The sequence below is a fragment of the Apibacter sp. B3706 genome (assembly GCF_011082725.1).
GTDB lineage: Bacteria > Bacteroidota > Bacteroidia > Flavobacteriales > Weeksellaceae > Apibacter.
Window position 1 is genome coordinate 932,642 of sequence record NZ_CP049715.1, and the last position, 22,674, is coordinate 955,315.

General features: G+C 29.1%; 18 protein-coding genes. 10 read left to right on the plus strand and 8 right to left on the minus strand.

What is annotated here, in order from left to right; translation table 11 throughout:
* Positions 1-251: 251 nt before the first annotated feature.
* The 4 genes from G8C41_RS04245 to lpdA form a co-directional block, all read right to left on the minus strand.
* Positions 252-1,589, minus strand: coding sequence for a peptidylprolyl isomerase (locus G8C41_RS04245; RefSeq protein WP_160542115.1), 1,338 nt, complete (start codon positions 1,587-1,589; stop codon positions 252-254).
* A gap of 72 nt (positions 1,590-1,661) precedes the next feature.
* A complete protein-coding gene (locus G8C41_RS04250) occupies positions 1,662-3,527 on the minus strand; it encodes a hypothetical protein (RefSeq protein ID WP_166006259.1) in 1,866 nt (621 codons plus the stop codon).
* 128 nt (positions 3,528-3,655) lie between these two features.
* The gene (locus G8C41_RS04255; protein ID WP_166006261.1) at positions 3,656-4,225 is read right to left on the minus strand and encodes a Maf family nucleotide pyrophosphatase; all 570 of its coding nucleotides are present in this window, start codon (positions 4,223-4,225) and stop codon (positions 3,656-3,658) included.
* A 157-nt stretch (positions 4,226-4,382) separates the two neighbouring features.
* Entirely contained in the window at positions 4,383-5,771 is a 1,389-nt protein-coding gene (gene lpdA, locus G8C41_RS04260; RefSeq protein WP_166006263.1) for a dihydrolipoyl dehydrogenase, read from the minus strand.
* Positions 5,772-5,921: 150 nt separating this feature from the next.
* On the opposite strand from lpdA, the gene G8C41_RS04265 reads away from it, so the two are divergent.
* A complete protein-coding gene (locus G8C41_RS04265) occupies positions 5,922-6,239 on the plus strand; it encodes a TM2 domain-containing protein (RefSeq protein ID WP_185150444.1) in 318 nt (105 codons plus the stop codon).
* A 46-nt stretch (positions 6,240-6,285) separates the two neighbouring features.
* Here G8C41_RS04265 and G8C41_RS04270 read toward each other — a convergent pair whose 3' ends face one another.
* Positions 6,286-10,761 carry a hypothetical protein gene (locus tag G8C41_RS04270; protein ID WP_166006265.1) on the minus strand — a complete coding sequence of 1,492 codons (4,476 nt, stop codon included), beginning with the start codon at positions 10,759-10,761 and terminating at the stop codon, positions 6,286-6,288.
* Between the two features lie 2 nt (positions 10,762-10,763).
* Between G8C41_RS04270 and tsaD the strand changes: the two genes are divergently transcribed.
* Positions 10,764-11,780, plus strand: a complete 1,017-nt coding sequence (gene tsaD, locus G8C41_RS04275; RefSeq protein ID WP_166006267.1) for a tRNA (adenosine(37)-N6)-threonylcarbamoyltransferase complex transferase subunit TsaD — start codon at positions 10,764-10,766, stop codon at positions 11,778-11,780.
* A gap of 4 nt (positions 11,781-11,784) precedes the next feature.
* Complete coding sequence (locus G8C41_RS04280) at positions 11,785-12,408, plus strand: hypothetical protein (RefSeq protein WP_160556623.1); 624 nt, start codon at positions 11,785-11,787, stop codon at positions 12,406-12,408.
* A 37-nt stretch (positions 12,409-12,445) separates the two neighbouring features.
* On the opposite strand, the gene G8C41_RS04285 is transcribed toward G8C41_RS04280, so the two are convergent.
* On the minus strand, positions 12,446-13,252 hold the full coding sequence (locus tag G8C41_RS04285; RefSeq protein WP_166006269.1) for a M48 family metallopeptidase: 807 nt from the start codon (positions 13,250-13,252) through the stop codon (positions 12,446-12,448).
* An 89-nt stretch (positions 13,253-13,341) separates the two neighbouring features.
* Here G8C41_RS04285 and metK point away from each other — a divergent pair, with 89 nt between their 5' ends.
* The 4 genes from metK to G8C41_RS04305 are packed head-to-tail and all read left to right on the plus strand — an operon-like array spanning position 13,342 to position 16,217.
* On the plus strand, positions 13,342-14,610 hold the full coding sequence (metK, locus tag G8C41_RS04290) for a methionine adenosyltransferase (protein WP_166006271.1): 1,269 nt from the start codon (positions 13,342-13,344) through the stop codon (positions 14,608-14,610).
* Positions 14,611-14,626: 16 nt separating this feature from the next.
* Positions 14,627-15,037 carry a Holliday junction resolvase RuvX gene (ruvX, locus tag G8C41_RS04295; RefSeq protein WP_166006273.1) on the plus strand — a complete coding sequence of 137 codons (411 nt, stop codon included), beginning with the start codon at positions 14,627-14,629 and terminating at the stop codon, positions 15,035-15,037.
* A gap of 4 nt (positions 15,038-15,041) precedes the next feature.
* Complete coding sequence (gene def / locus G8C41_RS04300) at positions 15,042-15,617, plus strand: peptide deformylase (RefSeq protein WP_160542125.1); 576 nt, start codon at positions 15,042-15,044, stop codon at positions 15,615-15,617.
* Between the two features lie 42 nt (positions 15,618-15,659).
* Entirely contained in the window at positions 15,660-16,217 is a 558-nt protein-coding gene (locus tag G8C41_RS04305) for a DUF5606 domain-containing protein (RefSeq protein WP_166006275.1), read from the plus strand.
* 136 nt (positions 16,218-16,353) lie between these two features.
* On the opposite strand, the gene dnaJ is transcribed toward G8C41_RS04305, so the two are convergent.
* Both dnaJ and G8C41_RS04315 read right to left on the minus strand, forming a co-directional pair.
* Positions 16,354-17,472 carry a molecular chaperone DnaJ gene (gene dnaJ, locus G8C41_RS04310; protein ID WP_160542127.1) on the minus strand — a complete coding sequence of 373 codons (1,119 nt, stop codon included), beginning with the start codon at positions 17,470-17,472 and terminating at the stop codon, positions 16,354-16,356.
* A gap of 28 nt (positions 17,473-17,500) precedes the next feature.
* Positions 17,501-18,046, minus strand: a complete 546-nt coding sequence (locus G8C41_RS04315; protein ID WP_160542128.1) for a nucleotide exchange factor GrpE — start codon at positions 18,044-18,046, stop codon at positions 17,501-17,503.
* Positions 18,047-18,179: 133 nt separating this feature from the next.
* On the opposite strand from G8C41_RS04315, the gene G8C41_RS04320 reads away from it, so the two are divergent.
* From G8C41_RS04320 to G8C41_RS04330, 3 genes are all read left to right on the plus strand, one after another.
* Entirely contained in the window at positions 18,180-19,160 is a 981-nt protein-coding gene (locus tag G8C41_RS04320) for an acyl transferase (RefSeq protein WP_166006277.1), read from the plus strand.
* Positions 19,161-19,293: 133 nt separating this feature from the next.
* Entirely contained in the window at positions 19,294-19,878 is a 585-nt protein-coding gene (locus G8C41_RS04325; RefSeq protein ID WP_160556616.1) for a YdcF family protein, read from the plus strand.
* A 33-nt stretch (positions 19,879-19,911) separates the two neighbouring features.
* Positions 19,912-22,617, plus strand: a complete 2,706-nt coding sequence (locus G8C41_RS04330; protein ID WP_166006279.1) for a PD-(D/E)XK nuclease family protein — start codon at positions 19,912-19,914, stop codon at positions 22,615-22,617.
* The last annotated feature ends 57 nt before the right edge of the window (positions 22,618-22,674 follow it).

Below are 22,674 nucleotides of genomic sequence, written 5' to 3' on the forward strand. Positions count from 1 at the left end.
TAGGAATATATTAAATTTTATTTAAAATATTTTTTTAAGATTTTATAGATTCTTAAAATATTTTTCAAATATAGGATTACTTTTTCTAGAAATTGATAATTGAGTACAATTATTAGTTGAACCGAAATAATTATTCAATCAATGGTTATTGATTACAGATAAATTATAAAAAACATTCGCATATACTAATGAAGTTTATTGAAAAAAATAAAGCCCTGTACTACAGGGCTTTTTAACTAATAGTTTACTGATTATCTATTTTTATTTTGTAACCAATCGATAGAAAAGTTACATTTTTTATATTCATCTTGAACTGTTATAAATGTTGAAGGAATTTGCGCTTCTACCCATTTTTCAATTACTTCATTTTCTTTAGTTTTCTGAGCAAAGCCTTTGATTCTGTTATAATCAATTTCTAAATTCATTTTGTGAGCCGGAATTACATCGGTTATTTTCAATAGTTTCACTACCGTTCGGTTATTTTCTTTATCTTCAAATACTTCAGATAAATCTCCTTTTCCAAGTCCTGAAAGGTTATAAAGCACTTTGGTAGGTAGTTTTATTTTTTCAAATCTGTTATCACCGGTTTGAGAATTTGATAATAAACCGCCATTATATTTAGTATATTTATCGTCAGAATATTTTAAAGCAGCTTGATTGAATGTTATTTTTTCTGATTTAATATCTTCCCTGATATCTTCCAGTTTTTTTATAGCTGTTTTAATTTCTTCTTGATTAGGAACAGACATTAATAATATATGTCTTAAATCAATCACTTGACCTTTCTTTTTTTCAAGATAAACAATATGGAATCCATATTCAGTTTCAAATGGTTCGGATATTTGTCCTTCTTCCAATCCAAAAGCAACCGCATCGAACTCTTTTACCATTTGTTCTCTTCTAACATTTAAAATTTGTCCACCATTAGCAGCTGAACCCGGATCTTGTGAATATTTTTTAGCCATGTCAGCAAAACTGGCTCCTTCTTCAATTTGTTTTTTTATAGATTTTAATTGATCAATCAATTCTTGTTTATGACTTTCTGTTAATTTAGGATACATATAGATTTGCCCATATTCGATTTCTTCATTTAAAGTAGGAAATTCTGATTCATGAGCTTTGTAAAAATCTTTTAAATATTCTGGAGAAACGTCTACATTTTTTGTTATGTCAGCCATTTTCCTTTGAGTATACATTTGATTTTTAATCATTGTTTCGAGTAAACTTCTTAGCTCACCCATAGTTTTAAATTTGAAATTGGTTAGAATATTGACATCTGAACCAAAATAATTTCTATATCCTTCAATACGTGATTCAGCCTCTCTGGCTACTTCATCTTTATTAACAGTTATAAGAGTATCTTGTTTAGCTTTATATAAAATAATTTTTTCTTTCATCATATTTTCTATAAAGCTGCATCTATCAGTTACGGTTTGTCCTTCAGATCGAGCGTAATTTTCACCTTCTTTAACATCAGTTTCTGTAATAATTTCATTTCCCACGACAGCTACAATTCCATCAATTTTTGTTTCTTGCGCAAAAATGAAGGTAGCCATAAAAAAGGTTACAACTATAAATAATCTATTCATTTTAATTTTTATATTCTGCAAATTTAAAATTCTTTTATGAGTAATTAGTGTTTATATTAGTTTTTAACGTTATCATTTATAAATATCTTTTAATCTTTTTACTTGATTTGAATCCATTGTGACAACAGCATTCTCTTTTAATAATTTTATTGTTTGTGACGTTTTAAAATCAATGAATTCATTTAAATAATATTTTTGAAGATCATCTAAACTCATTTTATCATTTTTAATTATTTTTTTAATATTTATTATCAATCTTCTATTTTTACTGTCAACGACATATAATCCTTTAGTTAATTTTTTATTTACAGGCAAATTAAGAGATTCTCGAGTCTTTTTACCTTCTTCAATTATTAATTCTTCACGTTTATCTTCAAATTGATTTTTTATAAAGTTTACTGACTTTTTATTTTTTAACCAGTTAAGGACTTTAGTTTCTATATCAGAATTGAGACAATAATAAAAAGTACCTTCAATTCTTTCCTTCCAGGTCAATCGAGCAGCTTGATCATGTAAGAATTTTTTTTGACCGATTTTATCGTTTTGAGCTTCGTAAGCAATTAAATTAAGCGCATATTTAATAAGAAGTTGATCTTTTAAATTCTCATAATTTTTTTTAGCTTTGTTGAATTCGAAAAAATGTGTCTTGTAATACTCCAAAATATTCTCTTTCCCCCAATTATTTAAATAATCAAAAATTAATTGATTTCTTTCATAATAATTTTCAGAATTTAAATATTGTTTAAGATTTACCAGTATATCATTTAAGGTAAGTGTATAGGAATCTCCAATAGTAATAATTGTCTCATTATTTGGAATAGTAAAATCAGTAAATTGATTATAAGTTTGAGGTAAAGAAGAAATAAAATTACTTAGATGGATAAAATTTTCTTTATAAAAAGGTTGTTTTTTTAATTTCAAAATTAATAAATCGTTTAACCGTTTGATTTCTTCTGATTTTTTTAAGCTGTTGTATATTTTATTTCTAGCGATTGAATATGAATCATAATTATCATTAAAATAATATTCACAAATAACATAACCATCTTCTAATTTAATGGGTTGAGAATAATCCGGGGTATTATTAGGTTCGGATTTAATTTGATTAACCACATATGTATATACTTCCTCATTAGAAAGAATATTATTTTTATTTAAAACATTATAATTTTTAAAGATTTCATCTTTAATTTTAGAAAAGCTTTCTCCTTGTTTAAGTTCTTTATAAACTTTATCAATCTCAATTTTACCTAATCGAGAAGTATCCGGAATATATATTTGGCCTAAAGATACTTCACCTAAGTATTTTCTTTCATTGGAAACCAAAATAAGATATATATTATCATTTTCATCTACAAATGTAGTTACCTGATTAAGCGGTGCATTATATATAGCATCCACCACATTTTTATTTAAAGCGAATATATTTAAATAAGAAGGTTTTTTAAAATCCGAAAGTATTGAATATTTTGATACGGCTTTTTCAAAGCGTAAGGGATCATTACCGATGCTATCTATAATTGAATTTATAAATTTGCTTTTATAAGTTTCATTTTTGTTGGTTAAAAATTCATTTTTAAAAACCAACAATTGAAATTTTTTTTCAACCAGAATTTTTTTATAATAATCACGCAGTAACGGTTCAAGAAATTCAGAAGGATAAAATAAGCTGTTTTTTAATTGTTCAGCTCCTTTGGCTAATTCTGACTGAAAACCTATAGAATTTTCTATGTTGTTTGCAAGTGCATATTGTTTAAGAAGGTTAAAGTCAATATAATTGTCTATAGTTTTGTCCGTTCCAAGCAGTTCTAAACTTTTTCTATAATTATTTTCAAAATTATTGGTATAAATAATTTCATTATTTATGGTCATTAAAACCGATTGTGAAAATACAATACAGGTAAAAAAATATAAACAAACACTTATGGATTTTTTCACTTTTACTTATTTTATATGATACAAAAATATATAAAGAATTAGTACTCTGAAAATATTTTTAACTCTTTAAACAATGGAATATTTTGATTGTAATTACTTTACAGCTTTTATACAATATATAAGATAGGTTAAAAGGTTAGATTTTCAAGATATTCATAGACTATATGCGTTGGTAATCCCATAATAGTAAAAAATGAACCGTTTATTTTATCGATTTTTGCCAACCCTATCCAGTCTTGAATACCATAAGAACCCGATTTATCATAGGGTTTGAAATGAGATAGGTAAAATTCAATTTCTTTTTCATTCATAGGTAAAAAATGAACTTCTGTACAATCCGTAAAAACCTTAAAATCTTTTTTGGTTGAAAATCCTACAGAAGTATACACTTTATGTGAATTTCCTGATAATTCAAACAACATTTTTTTTGCTTGTTCGAAATTTTCAGGTTTTTCCAATGCATGATCTTTCATCCAAACAATGGTATCTGCTGTGATCACAACCGTTTGATCAGCTACTTCTCCATAATGTTTCGATTTCTGCTCTGCTAAATATTCGGTAATTTGATTTTCTTTTAATAAGGGAGAATAACTTTCATCTATATTTAAATGTAGAGTCTCAAATTTGTAATTTAAACTTTTTAAAAGTTCTTGTCTTCGTGGAGATTGAGAAGCTAAAATAATTTTAAATGTATTCATATAGTTGTAATTCGAAAATCAATAAGTTAAAAAATAAAAGACTATCTATTAGCAAGATAGTCTTTTATTTTAAAATTATATTTTGCATCCATTATATATTAATTTAAATAGAATAAGAATTCATACTATTTAAACAGAACTATATAACTAAACAATATTATAAATCGATTGCTTCTCCATATGCCGCCTCTGTTGCACCTTTAAATGCTTCTGAAATAGTCGGATGTGGATGCACAGTGGTTAAAATTTCATGTGAAGTAGCTTCTAATCTTCTCACAGCTACAGCTTCCGCAATCATATCAGTAACTCCGTTACCTACCATATGACAACCTAATAACTCACCGTATTTGGCATCATAAATAACTTTTATAAAACCATCAGTGTCACCGTTAGCAGTTGCTTTTCCGGATGCTACAAAAGGAAATTTACCCACTTTAATATCATAACCTGCTTCTTTGGCTTTTTTCTCTGTCATACCCACAGAAGCGATTTCAGGAGAACAATAAGTACATCCCGGAATGTTTCCATAATCAATAGGTTCAACATTCATACCTTTAATTTTTTCAACACAAAGAATTCCTTCTGCAGAAGCTACGTGGGCTAAAGCAGGGCCGGGAATAACATCACCAATGGCATAATAGCCTGGAATGTTTGTATTGTAAAAACTGTCAACAAGGATTCTTCCTTTATCTGTAGATATTCCTACCTCTTCTAATCCTATATTTTCAATATTTGCGGTAATACCTACTGCAGATAAAATAATATCTGCTTCTAAAGTTATTTCTCCGTTCGCTGTTTTAACAAAAGCTTTAACTCCGTCTCCCTGAGTTTCAACTTTTTCAACTGAAGAATTAACCATAACTTCTATACCATGTTTTTTAATAGATTTTTCAACATGTTTGGAAACTTCTTCGTCTTCAACAGGGACAATATTAGGTAAAAATTCAACTACGGTTACTTTAACTCCCATGGTTGCATAGAAATATGCAAATTCAATACCTATAGCTCCCGAACCAACTACAATCATAGATTTAGGCATAGTTGGAAGAGTAAGGGCTTCTCTATAACCGATTATTTTTTTACCATCTTGAGGTAAATTAGGTAATACTCTTGATCTTGCACCGGTAGCAATAATAATGTGAGATGCTGAATATTCTGTTACTTTACCTTCTTTATCAGTAACCTCTATTTTTTTTCCGGGCTTAACTTTGGCATTTCCGTTAATTACATCAATTTTATTTTTTTTCATAAGGAAGCCAACCCCTTTATTCATTTTATCGGCTACTCCCCTACTGCGTTTAATAACATTAGAAAAATCAAAAGATGATTCGGTTTTATTCAATCCAAATTCTTCAGCATGATTTATTTCTTCATATACGTGAGCACTTTTAATAAGAGCTTTAGTTGGTATACATCCCCAGTTTAAACAAATTCCTCCTAGATTTTCTCGCTCAACTACAGCTGTTTTAAAACCTAATTGAGCGGCTCTAATAGCAGCAACATATCCACCGGGCCCGCTACCTATAACTATAATATCATAATTCATGGTACAGATTATTTTGTTGACAAAAATACTATTTTTTTTCCAAAAAGAAGATTTATATATATAAACCCAAAAAATGCATAATATTTGTTTATAATTTAAAAAATATTATAAGATTACGGTTTTATTAATATTTAATATAAATAAAAATATATGCAAGAAACGAATCAAACTTATAGTAATTCATATGAAATTTCACAAGATCAACTTAAAGATGCTAATAGTAAAAAATTAATAGCCGGAATTTGTGGTATTCTACTAGGTAGTTTTGGTATTCATAAGTTTTACTTAGGGTATAATAAAGAAGGCTTAATTATGTTATTAATTACTTTATTAACTTCATGGTTTACTTGTGGTGGAGGCGCAATTGTAATGGGTATTATAGGATTAATTGAAGGAATTTTGTACCTTACCAAATCTGATAAAGAATTTTATAAGACTTATATTTTAAATCGTAAAGGGTGGTTTTAATAAAATTTATAATAATTTATAACGCTATAATTAATTTTGGAATCCATTAGTGAGTACTAATGGAATCCTTTTTATCCTTTACAATTTCTTTTTTCTTTCTCTTTTTACTAAACAAATCACTGAATTTATTAAAAGATTTTTTGTAAACAATCCCCCCGCCATACGATTGATTATTTGCCCCTGTAGTGGATAATACCGAAGTTTCCAACCCAAAAGTGGAAGGTTTTGAAAAACCATTGATAATTAGCGATTTATCATTGTTTTTTGATATGTCATAATTAATTTTTGCACCATAGGTCCATACGTCGGCAGCACTTTTTTGTTCCAGAGGCATATTAACTGATCCAACTATGGATAACCTTTGATTCACTTTAAATGTAGGGTCTAAAGAGATCCGGTCACTTGTATCGTCGACTCTTGAACCGGCATTAAAATTAGCATCCAGAGAAAATACTCCACTTATATTATTTATTGCAGAAGTTAATTGTTTCAATACTACATCATAAGCAGAAGAAGCATAACTGCTACCTCCCATTTTATCGGATAAAAAGCTTCCAAAAACAACAATTCCTGCTACTTGATTGTATTTTTCCCCTTCATTATTATTTAGTTTAGTATTGAGTTGATCACGAACCGAAGAAGAAGCATCTGCTTGTATATCAAAAGTCAAACTTGGTTTAGATAAATAACCGGTTAATAACGCCGAAACTGTTACATTAGAAGCGGGAACTGTAGAAATACCCAAATAATCGCCAATATTACTTACTAATCTGGTATAGGAAGCGCGAATATTTAAATCGGCTTCGGTAGGACCACGATTTTCCCATCGGATAGTACTTCCGGGAACAATAGTAAAGTCCTTATTAACAAACATATTATAATAATATTTACTATCACCGGTTATTGTGTAAGTACCGTCCATAGAAATAACTCCTGCTTTTGACATATCAAATTTTAGATGTTTTGCATCTCCCCGAACCACTATTTTATCTCCGGTTTCTTGACTAATAATTAAATTAACCACAGATTTATTGTCTGCTGTAACGTCTGCACGTATGGATAATCCCATAGGTGGTTTAGTTTCTTTTTCATCTCCTTCTTTATGTTGTTCAGGAATGAATTTGATAAATTGAATGTCGGTAGCATTAGTTGTACTACTGCTGTTTATTGTGAGGCTGCTTCCCTCAAGAGCCATGGCAGTTGCTGAAATATCAATACCTTTATCCGTTGTTCCTGTTATGGAAAAATTACCTGAAGCATAAATAGTTCCATAAAAAAGATCATTTTCTTTCATGGTAGTATTTAACACTAAAAGCTTATCCGAAGTAAAGTCTAGGTTCATTCCCCATTCGGAGAAATTTTTAGTCATTAAAGGTCCAAAAACTACTCCCTTAGTTTTTCTTTGAGTATCCATCAACTCAATATTATCAAATAAAAATATACCGTCAGATATTTGTAAATCTTGATCTTTAGTAAGTTGATAATCAACCCCTAAAAAGTTAACTTTAAATCCAACTTTAGACATTGTAAGGGAACCTTGATATTTAGGCGAAGTTATATCTCCTGAAATTTGAACATTTCCGGTGGCAGTTCCTCTGAAATTTGAGAAAATACTTTGTAAAAAAGTTCCTATAGGAGCAATGTTCATTTGATTGGCTTGTAAATCTATATTCAATTGAGAAGGCTTACCATTTTGATTGGCTATATATCCGTCAGCTAAAAAACGATCTTGTCCGGAATCTTCTAATTTACTTTGTAATAAATATCGGTTGGTTTTAGCATCGTAAATTGCTCTCATGGCCAAATTCCCTAAATTTTGACCATTAAATTTCAATTGATCAATATAAAGATCCACAAGCGGTTTAAGTTCACTTGAATTTTTAAGTACTTTGGCAGATCCATTGGCAACACCCTCAAAAGACATATCTTTAAGTAAACTGTGAGGTAATATTTTTTCTAATTTAACATCTTTTAAATTCAGATCAAAAGTATATTCGTTTTTGGTGGTATATTCTCCGGACAATAAAATTTCAGAATTTTCAGATGTTAATTCAATTTTTTGTAAAACTAATTTGTTAGTTAATAAATTATATTTCGCAATGGCTTCATCCGATTTAAAATTAGGATTCAGTTTCCATTTTGCTTGTGCCAAATTAATATTAGAAGGTTTAAACCCAATAATAATATCATTATTTTTTTGAGTTTGATATAAATTTAAATCAAAATTAGTTTGTTTTTCTTTATATTTTCCATGATAAAAATTAGTGGAAACAAATAGGGAATCATTTTTATTATATCCGGAAAAATTGATTTTTTCAATATTCGTATTGTCTATATTTAGAGAAGATAAAGATCCCATAAATTGTCGTAAGGTATCTTCTGTATTTAAAAATATATTCGGATTGGTTAGTTTGATATTTTTATAATATATATATTCTGAAATCATTTGTGCCTGTAACTTATTTCCATTGCCAACATACCTTCCTGTAATAGTCGTTCCCGGGGATAAGTTAACATCCATCATTAATAAATCAAATAAATCCTTTTGTATATCCAAAATAAATGAAAACTCTTGATTGTCAAATCGTTTATTAGTTTTAAAATTAGCTACCAGGTTCCCAATTCCTTTCTGTAACATATCAGGAATATCTTCTAATTTGTATTTACCATAAATATTGGCAGTAATCATGTTCGGAGAAAAAATATCTAAATTTCGATTTCCTTCCTCAAAACTTGTTTTTATTTGTATATCATTATAATTAGTAGTTTTACCATTATCTTCAATAGAAATTGAATTAATGTTGATTTGTCCAATTAAATCATCAATGGAGCTGAATTCAATATCTGCTTTGACTATTCCTTTAAATGATTTATTTTTATCGGCTAGAGAAGTAAAATAGCCTAAATTTAATGATTTAATATCTGCATCAAAGTTGGTTTTAATATATTTTTGAGCAAAATTTATTGTACCATTAAAGTCAAAATTAGCGTATTTGTCATTGGAAATAATTTTACCTTCAAAAATTTTATCTCTTAAATTACCCACAGCTGAAATATCATTAATCGCTTTACCATTAATAACTAAACTATTCAGTTTTGCATCAAATTTAGTATCCATATGGTCCAGATTAAATCCGCTGCCGTCAAATTGAATTTTAGCGGATATAGGACCTAGTGTTGTTGTTTTAATAAAAGAAGCTAAATTTAATTGGTATGTTTCTAATTTTCCTTTATATCTAGGTTTTTGGGAAGCATAATCTTTTAATTGAGCATCCGCTGTTACTGTACCTAAAGAGCTAATCATTTTACCATTTATACTAAGGTCTTTTTTATCAATTAAAAATGAACCCATATAATTCATAGTTCCAAATTCTGCTACTATTTTGGGTATTTCCTTAGAAATAAATTTCGGTAACCATGAATTAAGAGAGGCATATGAAGATTGAAGATGCGTTTCTTTGGTTTCTATATTAAAAGATTGGGAAGGATCAGTAGTAACTAAATTTTTCAACACTAAGCTAGGGGAAGAATAAAAAGTACCGTTAACCGATAAGATTGGATTAGTTAATGTTAAATTATTAAGTGTACCATTAACTTTCGAAGAAATGTTAAGTATAGAATTAGTATCCCAGTTTTTTACAAAATATCGTATGTCTTTACCTGATACTTTACTTCCTTTGTTTACTTCCATATTCCATGCTACCTGATCAGAAAAGTTACTCAATCCATTTTCTTTGGTGTGATTAAAAAATAAAGAACCTAATAACAATGAGGTATCTGATTCAAAAAGAAGGTCTTTGAAAGAAAGTTCTGTTTCTGAATAATGAATATCGGATGAAAATTGGTAAACCGTATAATTTTCCTTATGCCTTTTAGCTTTGAAATTAAATTGCTCAACTAAAACCCTTACATCCGAATTAAAAACATCAACGCTCGAAGCTTTTAAATTTAATTCAGAAGTATCTAACCAGACTTGATCTTCTAATGGTAAATTTTGATTTACAATTGAAAATCGACCATTGATTATATCTACCCTTCCGTTTAATTTAAAATCTTTTTTTTGAGAAGGTTTATCTGAGTTAAAATTATCTATGAAAATAGAAAAATTATCATGATTTTCATTTTTATAAGTAATTACTTTGATGACAGGATCTTGTAAACGCAATTGATCAATTTTGATATCATCAACATGCTTAATTACCAAATTTTCAATTAAAGATATGGTATTTAAATATCCTTTTAATTCTTTTACAGTTAGTAAATTATTCTGATGATGATCTTTAATAATTACATCATGTAAAGTAAGATTTCCAAAATAATCAACTTCAATTCTTTGAGCAGAAATCGAAGTTTTGAATTCTTGGTTTAAATAGGAAAGTGCCTCTTTTGCTATTTTATCTTTAACAGATGGTAAATTTATAACAATAATTAAAGATAGAAGTAGTAAAAATAAAATGCAAAATGCATAGAGAATTGCCTTGGATGACTTAAAAAATATTTTTTTAATTAGTAACTTTGTCATAAATGAAAACACCCATTATTTTAGGAATAGAATCGTCATGTGATGATACATCAGCAGCTGTAATACAAGGTAAAAAAATACTATCTAATGTAGTATCTACCCAAAAAATACACCAAAATTATGGCGGTGTAGTTCCGGAATTAGCCTCTCGTGCTCATTTACAAAATATTATCCCCGTTGTACATCAAGCAATTCAATTAGCAAATATAAATAAAAAAGCAATTGATGCGATATCTTTTACCCGTGGTCCGGGTTTATTAGGATCCTTATTAGTAGGGACCAGTTTTGCAAAATCATTATCTATGTCATTGAACGTTCCTCTTATTGAAGTTAATCACATGCAAGGGCATATATTTGCACATTTTATTGAGGATGAATCTAAAGAAAATATATCATTTCCATTTTTATGTCTTACGGTAAGTGGTGGACATACCCAAATTGTTCAGGTAAATGATTATTTTGATATGGAAGTGTTGGGAGAAACTTTGGATGATGCGGCGGGTGAAGCTTTTGATAAGATAGGTAAAATTTTGGGACTTGAATATCCGGCAGGACCTACAATTGATAAACTTTCTCAAAATGGAGATAAACATAAATTTAAATTTCCGTTGCCAAAATTGGAAGGAATCAAATTTTCTTTTAGTGGCATAAAGACTTCCGTGCTTTATTTCATACAAAAAGAACTACAGAAAAACCCGGACTTTATAAAAGAGAATCTTGAAGATATATGTGCATCCGTCCAAAAAACAATTCTATCTTCATTGTTAGATAAATTAAAGTTGGCTATTGAAATTACGGGTATTAAAAATGTAGCAATTGCCGGTGGTGTTTCGGCGAATTCGGAGTTAAGAAGAGAAATAAAAAAATTAGAATTAGAGAAAAATTGTAATACTTTTATCCCCAAATTCGAATACACAACAGACAATGCAGCCATGATTGCCGTGGTAGGAAGCATTAAATATGAACATAATAAATTCTCTGATCTTAAAACTATAGCTACCGCTAGATATAAAATGTAAGATTATGATTGGTAATAACTTTTATAAAAAAAGCTTACTATTTATTTTAAGTTTATTAATTTTTAATTCCTGTAAAAAAGAGTCCCTATTGTTTAACGATGATTTTCATACCAATACCAATCATTGGGATACGATATCTACAGATGCACTATATACTAAACTTGAAGAAGGAAATTTATTGATGAAGGCTGATTTGAAAAATGTTTTAAATTATTCTTTACTCTCCCTTCCAATATCCGATCGAAATATTACCTATACTACTTCATTACAAATTAATAATTTTTATGACCCTAAGGGAGTTGCGGGTATAATTTTATATGCTGATGATCGGAAATATCCTGAAAATTATCTCCTATTTGGAATTAATGCAGAAAACGAAGTAGTTATATCTTACGAGAGCAAAAGAGAAGGAAAATCACAAATTTATTTCAAACAAAAAATTCAAAAATATAATAAAAAGGAAAAGAATAGTTTTTCAATCGTAACAGACAAAAGTTCTATTCAATTCCTTTTGAATGGTAAAATATTGACAACCATATCCAAAAATAAAGAATTAGGTTCAAATTTTGGTTATATGGTAATCAATTCGAATATATCTGTTTCTTCTCTTCAAATTAAAAGTCATTAGTCTATGCCAAATTACATGCCATAAAGACTAATTCAAATTAATTAGCTTTATAAGCTTGATAATATTGTAATGCTTTGGGCATTATTTTATTTATATCTGCAATTCTATTTTGAGGATTCGGGTGCGTGGAAAGAAATTCAGGTGTATCGGTACTTCCTGTAGCGTCAATCATTCTTTGCCAAAATAAAGGGGCTTGTCTGGGATCATATCCTGCCATTGCCATAATATATAAACCCATTTCATCTGCATCAGATTCTTGTTTACGACCATAACGTAAAAGAGTGATACCACTGGCTACGGGGTAATATTGATTAATTGCCGAACGCAAAGCTTGGTTGTTGGTAACCCCTCCTAATACCTGTCCACCGATTTCTGAAATATATGATTGTGAAATTTTTTCAGCTCCGTGACCTGCCAGAGCATGGGCAATTTCATGTCCCAAGACAACAGCTAGTCCTGTATCGTCTTTACAAATAGGTAAAATTCCTGAATATACAGCCACTTTTCCTCCGGGCATACACCATGCATTAACCGTTTTGGGATCATCAATTAATACAAATTGCCATTGATAACCGTTTAAAGCTGAAGACTTCCCAATAGATCTATAATAATCTTCTGCGGCTTTTTTTATTCTGTTACCCACTTCTTCCACTTGCCTTGCTTGAGGAGTTCCTGTAATAATTTTATTGGAAGATAAAACTTCTTGATATTGCTGAAATGAGGATGGCAATAATTGAGAGTTGGATACAAAATTTAATGATTTTCTTCCGGTTAAAGGATTAGTTGCACATGCTACTGTTAATAAAGATGCTAGCGATAGTAATAAGCATTTTTTTGAATTCATAAACTCTATAATAATTTTTGAAATATAGTAAATTTATTAATTAATGTTCTTAAATTTGCAATGATTATAATAAAATAAAAGCAAAAAATATGCCTTACTTATTCACATCCGAATCGGTTTCGGAAGGCCATCCAGATAAAGTTGCTGATCAGATTTCAGATTCGATATTAGATAATTTTTTAGCATTTGATCCCGATTCTAAGGTAGCTTGTGAAACTTTAGTTACTACCGGTCAGGTAGTATTAGCCGGAGAAATTAAATCCAACACGTATATTGATGTTCAGCATATTACTAGAGATATTATAAAAAAAATAGGCTATACGAAAAGTGAATATAAATTTGAAGCCGAATCTTGCGGTATTTTATCCGCTTTGCATGAACAATCGCAGGATATAAACCGCGGAGTGGATAAACAGAATAAAGAAGAACAGGGTGCAGGTGACCAAGGGATGATGTTCGGCTATGCCACCAATGAAACGGATAATTATATGCCTTTGGCTTTAGATATTTCACATAGTATCTTACGTGTGTTAGCTCGAATAAGAAAAGAAGGTCAAATTATGACCTATCTTCGACCGGATGCAAAATCTCAAGTTACTATTGAATACGACGATAATAATAAGCCTATACGTATTGATACGATAGTTCTTTCTACACAACATGATATGTTCGATGAGGATGAAAAGGTTGTATTGGACAAAATTGCCCAGGACATTATTTCAATTGTTATTCCTGAAGTTAAGGCAGAATCAAAAGATGAAATAAAAGCATTATTTGATGATAATATCACTTACCATATAAATCCAACCGGAAAATTTGAAATCGGAGGACCTCATGGAGACACCGGATTAACCGGAAGAAAAATAATTGTTGATACTTATGGTGGTAAAGGAGCTCATGGCGGTGGCGCATTTTCCGGAAAAGATCCTTCTAAGGTGGATCGTTCTGCTGCTTATGCTACCAGACATATTGCTAAAAATTTAGTAGCGGCAGGGGTTGCCGATGAAGTTTTAGTACAAGTTTCATATGCTATTGGTATTACCGAACCGTGCGGTGTTTATATTAATACTTTTGGCAGCTCAAAAGTTAATCTGTCCGATGGAGATATAGCATTAAAAGTTGAGAAATTATTCGATTTAAGACCTTATGCTATTGAAAAAAGATTGAAATTAAGAAATCCAATATATACGGAGACAGCAGCCTATGGACACATGGGAAGAAAGAACGAAATCGTTACAAAAAAATTTATAAGAAATCGTGAGAATGGAAAGACAGAAATAAAAGAAATCGAAGTAGAATTATTTACTTGGGAAAAATTAGATTATTTAGATCAAATTAAAGAAGCTTTTAATCTGTAAACTAACATTTATTTTCATGTCAAAAATACTGGCCATCGACTATGGTGAAAAAAGATCCGGATTAGCAGAAACGGATGATATGCAAATTGTTGCCAGTGGGTTGGCCGGAATTATCACTTCCAATCTGATTCCATTTCTTGAAAAATATATAGCTGAAAATTCTGTCGAAAAAATAATTATTGGTTTACCTGTTCGATTAAACGGAGAACTTTCAGATGTTGAAATTTCAATTCAAAAATTAATCAAGAAGATTACTTCTCTTTTTCCAAATATTCCGATTGAAAGAGTAGATGAGAGATTTACTTCAAAAATTGCGTCTCACTTTATTAGTTTGAGTGGAAAAAATAAAAAAAATAGAGAAAATAAACATTTATTGGATGAAGTAAGTGCTACTTTAATTTTACAAACCTATTTAGAGAAAAAATAAAATTATGATTTTACCTATTTATGGCTATGGAGAACCTGTTTTAAGAAAAAAAACAGTAGAAATCGGTAAAGATTATCCCGATTTAGATCAATTAATTGAAAATATGTATGAAACCATGTATAAAGCACATGGAATTGGTTTAGCAGCCCCACAAGTAGGATTGAACATACGTTTATTTGTAATTGATGCTTCGCCATTGGCAGAAGATGAGGATTATGTCGACATAAAAGACGAGTTAGCCCTTTGTAAGAAAGTTTTCATAAATCCGAAAATAACTAAAAGAGATGGTGAACTTTGGAAGTTTAACGAGGGATGTTTAAGTATTCCTGATATTCGAGAAGATATTAAAAGATTGGAAAATATTACAATTGAATATTTTGATCAAAATTGGAATAAAAAAACTGAAAATTTTGGTGATGTTCGTGCGCGTATTATTCAGCATGAATACGATCATATTGAAGGAATTCTGTTTACAGACTTATTATCTCCACTTAAGAAAAAATTACTAAAAGGTAAACTTGCCAATATTAGTAAAGGAAAGGTGGAGACTGAATACCGAATGAAATTTCCGTCCCATTAAATTTTAAAATAAATTAATTAAAAATATAATTACAATATTGATATGGATCTTACTAAAATCATTGCAATTACAGGGAAATCCGGTTTATTTGAATTATTATCTCAAACTAAAGGAGGTTTCATTGTTAAAGATTTAGTTGCTCAAAAGAAATTGTCTATTAATGCAAATAGTCAAGTAAGTTTACTGCAAAACATTTCAATCTATACTCAAGATTCTGAAGTATCATTAATTTCAGTTTTAGTTTCAATTTCCAAAAAACATCAATTTAAAGAAATTGAATTTGATAAAAATGATACCAATACGTTAAGATCTTTAATGAAAGATGCTCAACCGGATTATGCAGAAGACAGAGTATATAATTCAGATCTTAAAAAGCTTTTTACTTGGTATAATATATTGGTTAAAAATGCTATCATAACTGAAGAAACCGTAAAAGCTTATGAAGACAATCTAGCTAAAGTTTCGAATGATAGCCAAAAAGAAAATTCAGAAGATTGTAACATTTCACAAAAAACGGCTACTAATGAGATATCAAATGATGATGCCGGTGTAACTAAAAAATCTACGAAAAAAACACCTGCTAAGAAAAAAGCTGAATAGTATAAATAATTTTAAATATTATTAATGAAAAGGTATCAATGTAAAGTTGGTACCTTTTTATATTTCAACTATAAAAAAATCTTTGAGTATATATGATACTCAAAGATTTTTTTCTATATAAATTCCGGATAATTTTTTACATGAACATATCTTTGATCTTTTCAAAAAATGTTTTATCATTTTTTGATGGCTTAGGATGAAAGTGTTCATTATCTAACATAGATTCAAAAAATTCTCTCTGTTCTTTAGTTAATTTATTCGGATTAGGTGTCCAAACATTGATATGAATAAATAAATCTCCATATCCATATCCTTGAACTTGAGGCAATCCTTTATCTTTCAATCGTAAAATTTTCCCTGATTGAGTTCCGGAATCTACTGTAATTTTCACTTTTCCCGTAATCGTAGGAATTTCTTTTTTCGTACCTAAAATAGCTTCAGGTACAGAAATATATAGTTCATAATGAAGATTATCCCCTTCCCTTTTCAAATTTTCATCCTCAATTTCTTCAATCACAACGATTAAATCTCCGGGTATTCCACCAAATGGTGCATCATTTCCTTTACCTCTAACTTGCAGCTGAACTCCTTCTCTAACACCGGCAGGAATTTTAATGGATACTTCTTCTTCAACTTTAATTAAACCATGATTATTAGCACCCGGCGGTATATGATCCGCAACTTTACCGGTACCTCCACAAGTATTACATACTGATTGAGTTTGCATTTGTCCAAACGGAGTATTCATGATTCTTCTCGTTTGACCGGTCCCGTTACAGGTAGGACAATTTTTTGAGGTAGCTCCCGGAGCTAATTTAAATCTTTTTACTTTAACGGTTTTTTCAACACCGTTAATAATTTCTTTAAGAGTTAATGATAAACGGATACGTAAATTGGAGCCTTGAACTTGTTGAGGTCTTGAAGAAAAGCCGCCAAAACCGCCTCCGAAGGCACTACCGAAAATATCACCAAAATGGGAAAAAATATCTTCCATATTCATTCCCCCTCCAAAGCCACCACCGGCAGCCCCTCCTACTCCGGCATGACCGTATTGATCATACCTTGCTCTTTTTTGAGGATCACTTAAAACTTCATAAGCTTCAGCAGCTTCTTTGAATTTTTCTTCAGCTTCTTTATCACCGGGGTTTTTATCCGGGTGATATTTGAGTGCTTTTTTCCTATAGGCCTTTTTTAACTCTACTTCAGTTACACTCTTAGAAACCTCCAATACTTCGTAATAATCTCTTTTAGACATAATTTTTTATATAAACCTCTTTGAGTTCTTAATTTCCAATAACTACTTTTGCGTATCTAATAACTTTTTCATGCAATAAGTACCCTTTTTGAACCACATCTATAATTTTACCTTTTAGACTTTCATCGGGAGACGGGACTTGGGTAATTGCTTCATGATAATCAATGTTAAAATCATCACCGGCCTTTACATCAATAACAGTCAATCCTCTATCTTTCAAGGTATTGAACAACTTATTATAAATAAGTTTCACTCCTTCTAAAACTGAAAGATCATCCTCCTTTTTTTCAAGTTCGGTAATTGCGCGATCAAAATCATCCAATACCGGAAGTAATGATTCTAAAATATCTTTATCCGAGTATTTAAGAAGATCCTGTCTCTCTTTAATTACACGTTTTTTATAGTTATCAAATTCAGCAAATAAACGGATATATCTGTCTTTTTCTTTTTCAAGTTTTTCAGTTAAGTCAGAATTATTGTTGGGTTCTGACATATTTTCAGTATCCTTTAAATTTTCTTGATTGTTATTTTCTTCAATTAATTCGTTTTCTTCGTTATCACTTTGAATTGACATGGTTAAATTCTTTATTGGTTACTGATATTTATCAATTTTATTGCCATAGTAAAAATGCTGTCAAATCGACCTATTTTTAAAAAATTATTTAAATACTTCTTATTAAATTTGCATATAAAGTAAATATATTCAAATGTTGAAAAGTTTTGATATTTTTTCAATCAAATCGGAGGAAGAATTTAATTCACTCGCCATCCAAATTTTTTTGTATCAATATAAAAATAATATACCCTATAAAACCTTTGTTGATTTATTATCTATAGATTGTAATAAAATTCTTAATTATCGGCAAATACCTTTTTTACCGATTGAATTTTTCAAAACCAATACAATTGTTGATAAAAATTTCTCACCGAATTTATATTTTCAAAGTAGCGGTACTACTTCCGAAAACCTATCCAAGCATTATATAGCAAATGAAGATATTTATAAACAAAGTATTTTACATTCATTTTCAATTTTTTTCGGTGACCCTTCCGAATACATATATTTAGGTTTGCTTCCTTCTTATTTGGAGAGAAATAATTCTTCACTTATATATATGGTAAATTATTTAATGGAGCAATCGGGAAAGGTGGAAAATGGTTATTATCTACATAATTTTAATGATTTACATGCTATTATAAATCGATTGGAAAAAGAGAATAAGAAAGTTATTCTTTTTGGTGTTTCCTATGCTTTGTTAGATTTTGCAAATTCTCATCCTCAACAACTGAAAAATACTATAATTATAGAAACAGGAGGAATGAAGGGAAGAAAAAAAGAAATGACAAAAGATGAGTTGTTAACAGAATTAAAAAATTCTTTTCAAACCGATAAAATTTATTCGGAATACAGTATGACGGAATTATTGTCTCAAGCTTATTCCTTATCTAATAATGTTTATAAATGTCCTCCCTGGATGAAGATTTTAATTCGAGATGTGGATGATCCTTTTGAATATGTTGAAACAAACAGATCGGGAGGTGTCAACATAATTGACTTGGCAAATATTCATAGTTGTTCATTTATATCTACCCAAGATATTGGTAAAGATGAAGGTAAGAATGGTTTTAAAATTTTGGGAAGAATGGATAATTCCGATATTAGAGGATGCAGTCTTTTATTATTATAAAATATAAAATTTATTAATTAAGCTTTTTTTAACTAAAATTTGTATTTAATTTTAAACTTTTTTTATAAAAAAAATAATAAATTTAATAAAATTATATATATAAGTTTTATTTTTCGGAATTGTTTATTGTAATATGTCTTATTACAGAAAATTAATAAAATATATTATTACAGGAATTATACTTTTATTCTTGTGGTTTATTCTTCATACCGTTGCTATTATTATTGATGGGAACCAAGAAGATACCAGGGATGCAGACGTAGGAGTTATTTTTGGAACAAAAAATAAAACAGACGGTTCTATGCCTATGTCTTTAATACGGAGGCTAAATATTGGTTTAAAATTATATAACGAAGGTCAAGTTCAAAAATTAATTGTTTCCGGAGGTTTAGCTAATAAAAACTTTTGTGAAGCTGATCTCATGCAGGAATATTTATTGGAACACGGCGTGCTTTTATCTGATATTATTTTAGATAATAAAGCCTTAAATACTGAAGAAAATGTTGAGAACTCATTAAAAATAATGAAAGATAATAATTACAGAAAATTAATTATTATATCACAATATTATCATATTTCACGTATTAAGCTGATGTATTATAAGCTAGGCTTTTATAATTTAGGTTCTGCAAGTTCTCATCACTATAGTAAAAGGCATCATTATATGTCATTAATAAGAGAATTTTTTGCCTATTACTATTATTATTTTTTTAAATAAATTAATTCTTTAACAAGCGCTTTTTATATATTTATGCATACAAATTTTATAGAAAAAGTAATTGATGAGTTATTGGAAAAAAATAATGATTTATCTAAATTTACTATCATTATTCCCGGAAGAAGACCTATCATATTTTTTAAAAAATATCTTATTAAAAAAGGGTATAACGGATTTTTGCCCACTTTCTATACCATTGAAGATTTTATATACAAACATTCCCATTTAGTTAAAATTGAAAATATTCCTCTTTGGTTGGAAGCTTTTCAAATACAGAAAAAATTCGTAAATGCAGAGGAAACTCTTGATGAATTTTTAAAATGGATACCTACTCTTCTTAAAGATTTTAACGATATAGAAATTTTCTCTGATAATCCTCATAGGGTTTTAGAGCATATGGCTTCCATTGAAAGAATAGAAAATTGGGTGAATAAGCTGGATACCACCAGTGAAAAAAAATTATATTATAAAAATGTAAAATTCTGGGAAAATAATATAATTTTATATAATAAATTAAAGGATTCTTTGGAAACTAAAGGATTGGGCACGTATGGAATGATTCTAAACCATGTGTTAAGCCAATTAACATCTATTCATATTCCTGCAAATGAAAAGTATGTTTTTGTCGGATTAAATGCCTTAACGTCCAAAGAAGAAAAGCTGATTAAACATTATATATCACATGCCGAAACGTATTTATATTGGGATGCCGATAAATACTATTTAAACAACAGTAATCAAGAAGCCGGAGATTTTTTAAGGAAATATAAAAATTGGAATTATTATGCAACTCGAGATTTCAAATGGGTAACTGACGATTTCAACCAAAAAAAAAATATACATGTAGTGAGTACTTCTCAAGACGTAGCTCAAGCCAAATATATCAGTTCAATCTTATCTACCCTTCCTGAAGAAGAGTTACACAATACCGCATTAGTATTAAGCGATGAATCAATTCTTCCGGCAATATTGGAAAGCATACCTAAAAATATATCCCGAGTTAATATAACTATGGGATTTCCTCTTAAAAATTCATTTTTAGCATCATTATTTAAGCAAATTTTTAAATTACACATATTTAGAGAAAAAAATTCATCCAAAGGATATTACTATAACGATATCTTATCCCTTCTTCAGAATCCATTACTACATAATACTATATCTGTTATTGAATTTATATCTGAAATAAAAAGGAATAATCTTATCTATTTAACTGATTCTCTCATATATAAACGTTTAGGTAGTTCTTACTATTATTTTATATTTAAAGAATATGCAAATCCTATCGATTTGATACATAAACTTTATGAATTTTGTACTGAACAATTTTGGAAAACAGATTCTGATCATCAGTTGTTAAAAGAAAATTATTTAAAATTTAAAAATCTTTTCTCCATTTTACATACACAATTATCGCAAGATCTTTCCATTCAAAGTTTTTCTCTTCTTTATACATTTTATCAGCATGTAATCAATAATGAAACTATTGATTTTATTGGCGAACCGGTAGAGGGACTTCAAATTATGGGAGTTTTGGAAACTCGTTTGCTAAGCTTTAAAAATATACTAATGACCGGAGTTAATGAAGGAATTTTGCCGGGTGGAAAAAATGATAATTCTTTTATTCCTTTTGATGTTAAGAAAAACTACGGAATCAATACTTTTCTTGAAAGTGATGCCATCTATGCGTATCATTTTTATAGACTAATACAACACGCACAAAACATTACCTTAGTTTATAATAATTATACTGAAGGTATTAACTCCGGAGAAAAAAGCAGATTTATTAATCAATTAGAATTTGAGTCTCAACATACCATAATAGAATCTGTAGCCTCCTATGGAGGAAATTTAAAACAATCGAAGGAATTAATCATAGAAAAATCTCCTGCTGTATTGAATTCAATTCAAGATTGGCTAAAAAATCCTATTTCGCCAACTCATTTAACCAATTATCACTACAATCCAATCAATTTCTATTTGCAAAAGATTTTAAAGATTAACGAACAACAAGAGATGGAAGAGGAAATTTCTGCTTTAAATTACGGAAATTTGATTCATCATACTTTAGAATCTATTTATTCCCCATGGCAAGGAAATAAACTAACGGAAAAGGAGTTACTTTCAGCTTTAAAAAATTATTCTGTTTATTTAAATAAGTATATTGAAAAAGAATTAAATCCCGACTTATTTAAAAAAGGGCAAAATTACTTACAAAAGCTGCTAGCGGAAAAAACCATTGAAAAAATATTATTAAGAGATTTAACCGACATAAAAAACGGTAATATCATTATCTTAAAAGAAATTGAAAAAGAACTTAGTTCCACTATTAATTTACCTGAAATAGGCACCTTATTTTTGAAAGGATTTGTAGACCGATGGGATAGTTTTAATGGCCGGGACCGAATTATAGATTATAAAACATCATCTATAGATACTCTTATATTTAAGTCAGATAGATTTAATCAAATACAAGAAGATAAAAATTATAAATTTTTTATTCAGCTTGTTTTCTATGCTTATATGATTTTACATGAAAAACTTTCAGAATCGGTAAAGGTGGGAATTTGGAGTTTTAAAAAACCTTTTCGAGGATTGGAGATTTTAAAAATTGATTCTTCTGAAAGTTTAAACGAATCTCAAGCTACTATTTTATTTGAGGAAGTTTCCCGATTGATCTTAGAAATTGCTGATCCCGATATTCCATTTGTAGAAAAATCTTCTTTTGTTAAATTATAACAAAAAAATAATTTTTAATTCAATTTAATCATTTAATTTTGAAGTTTAACTTTCTTA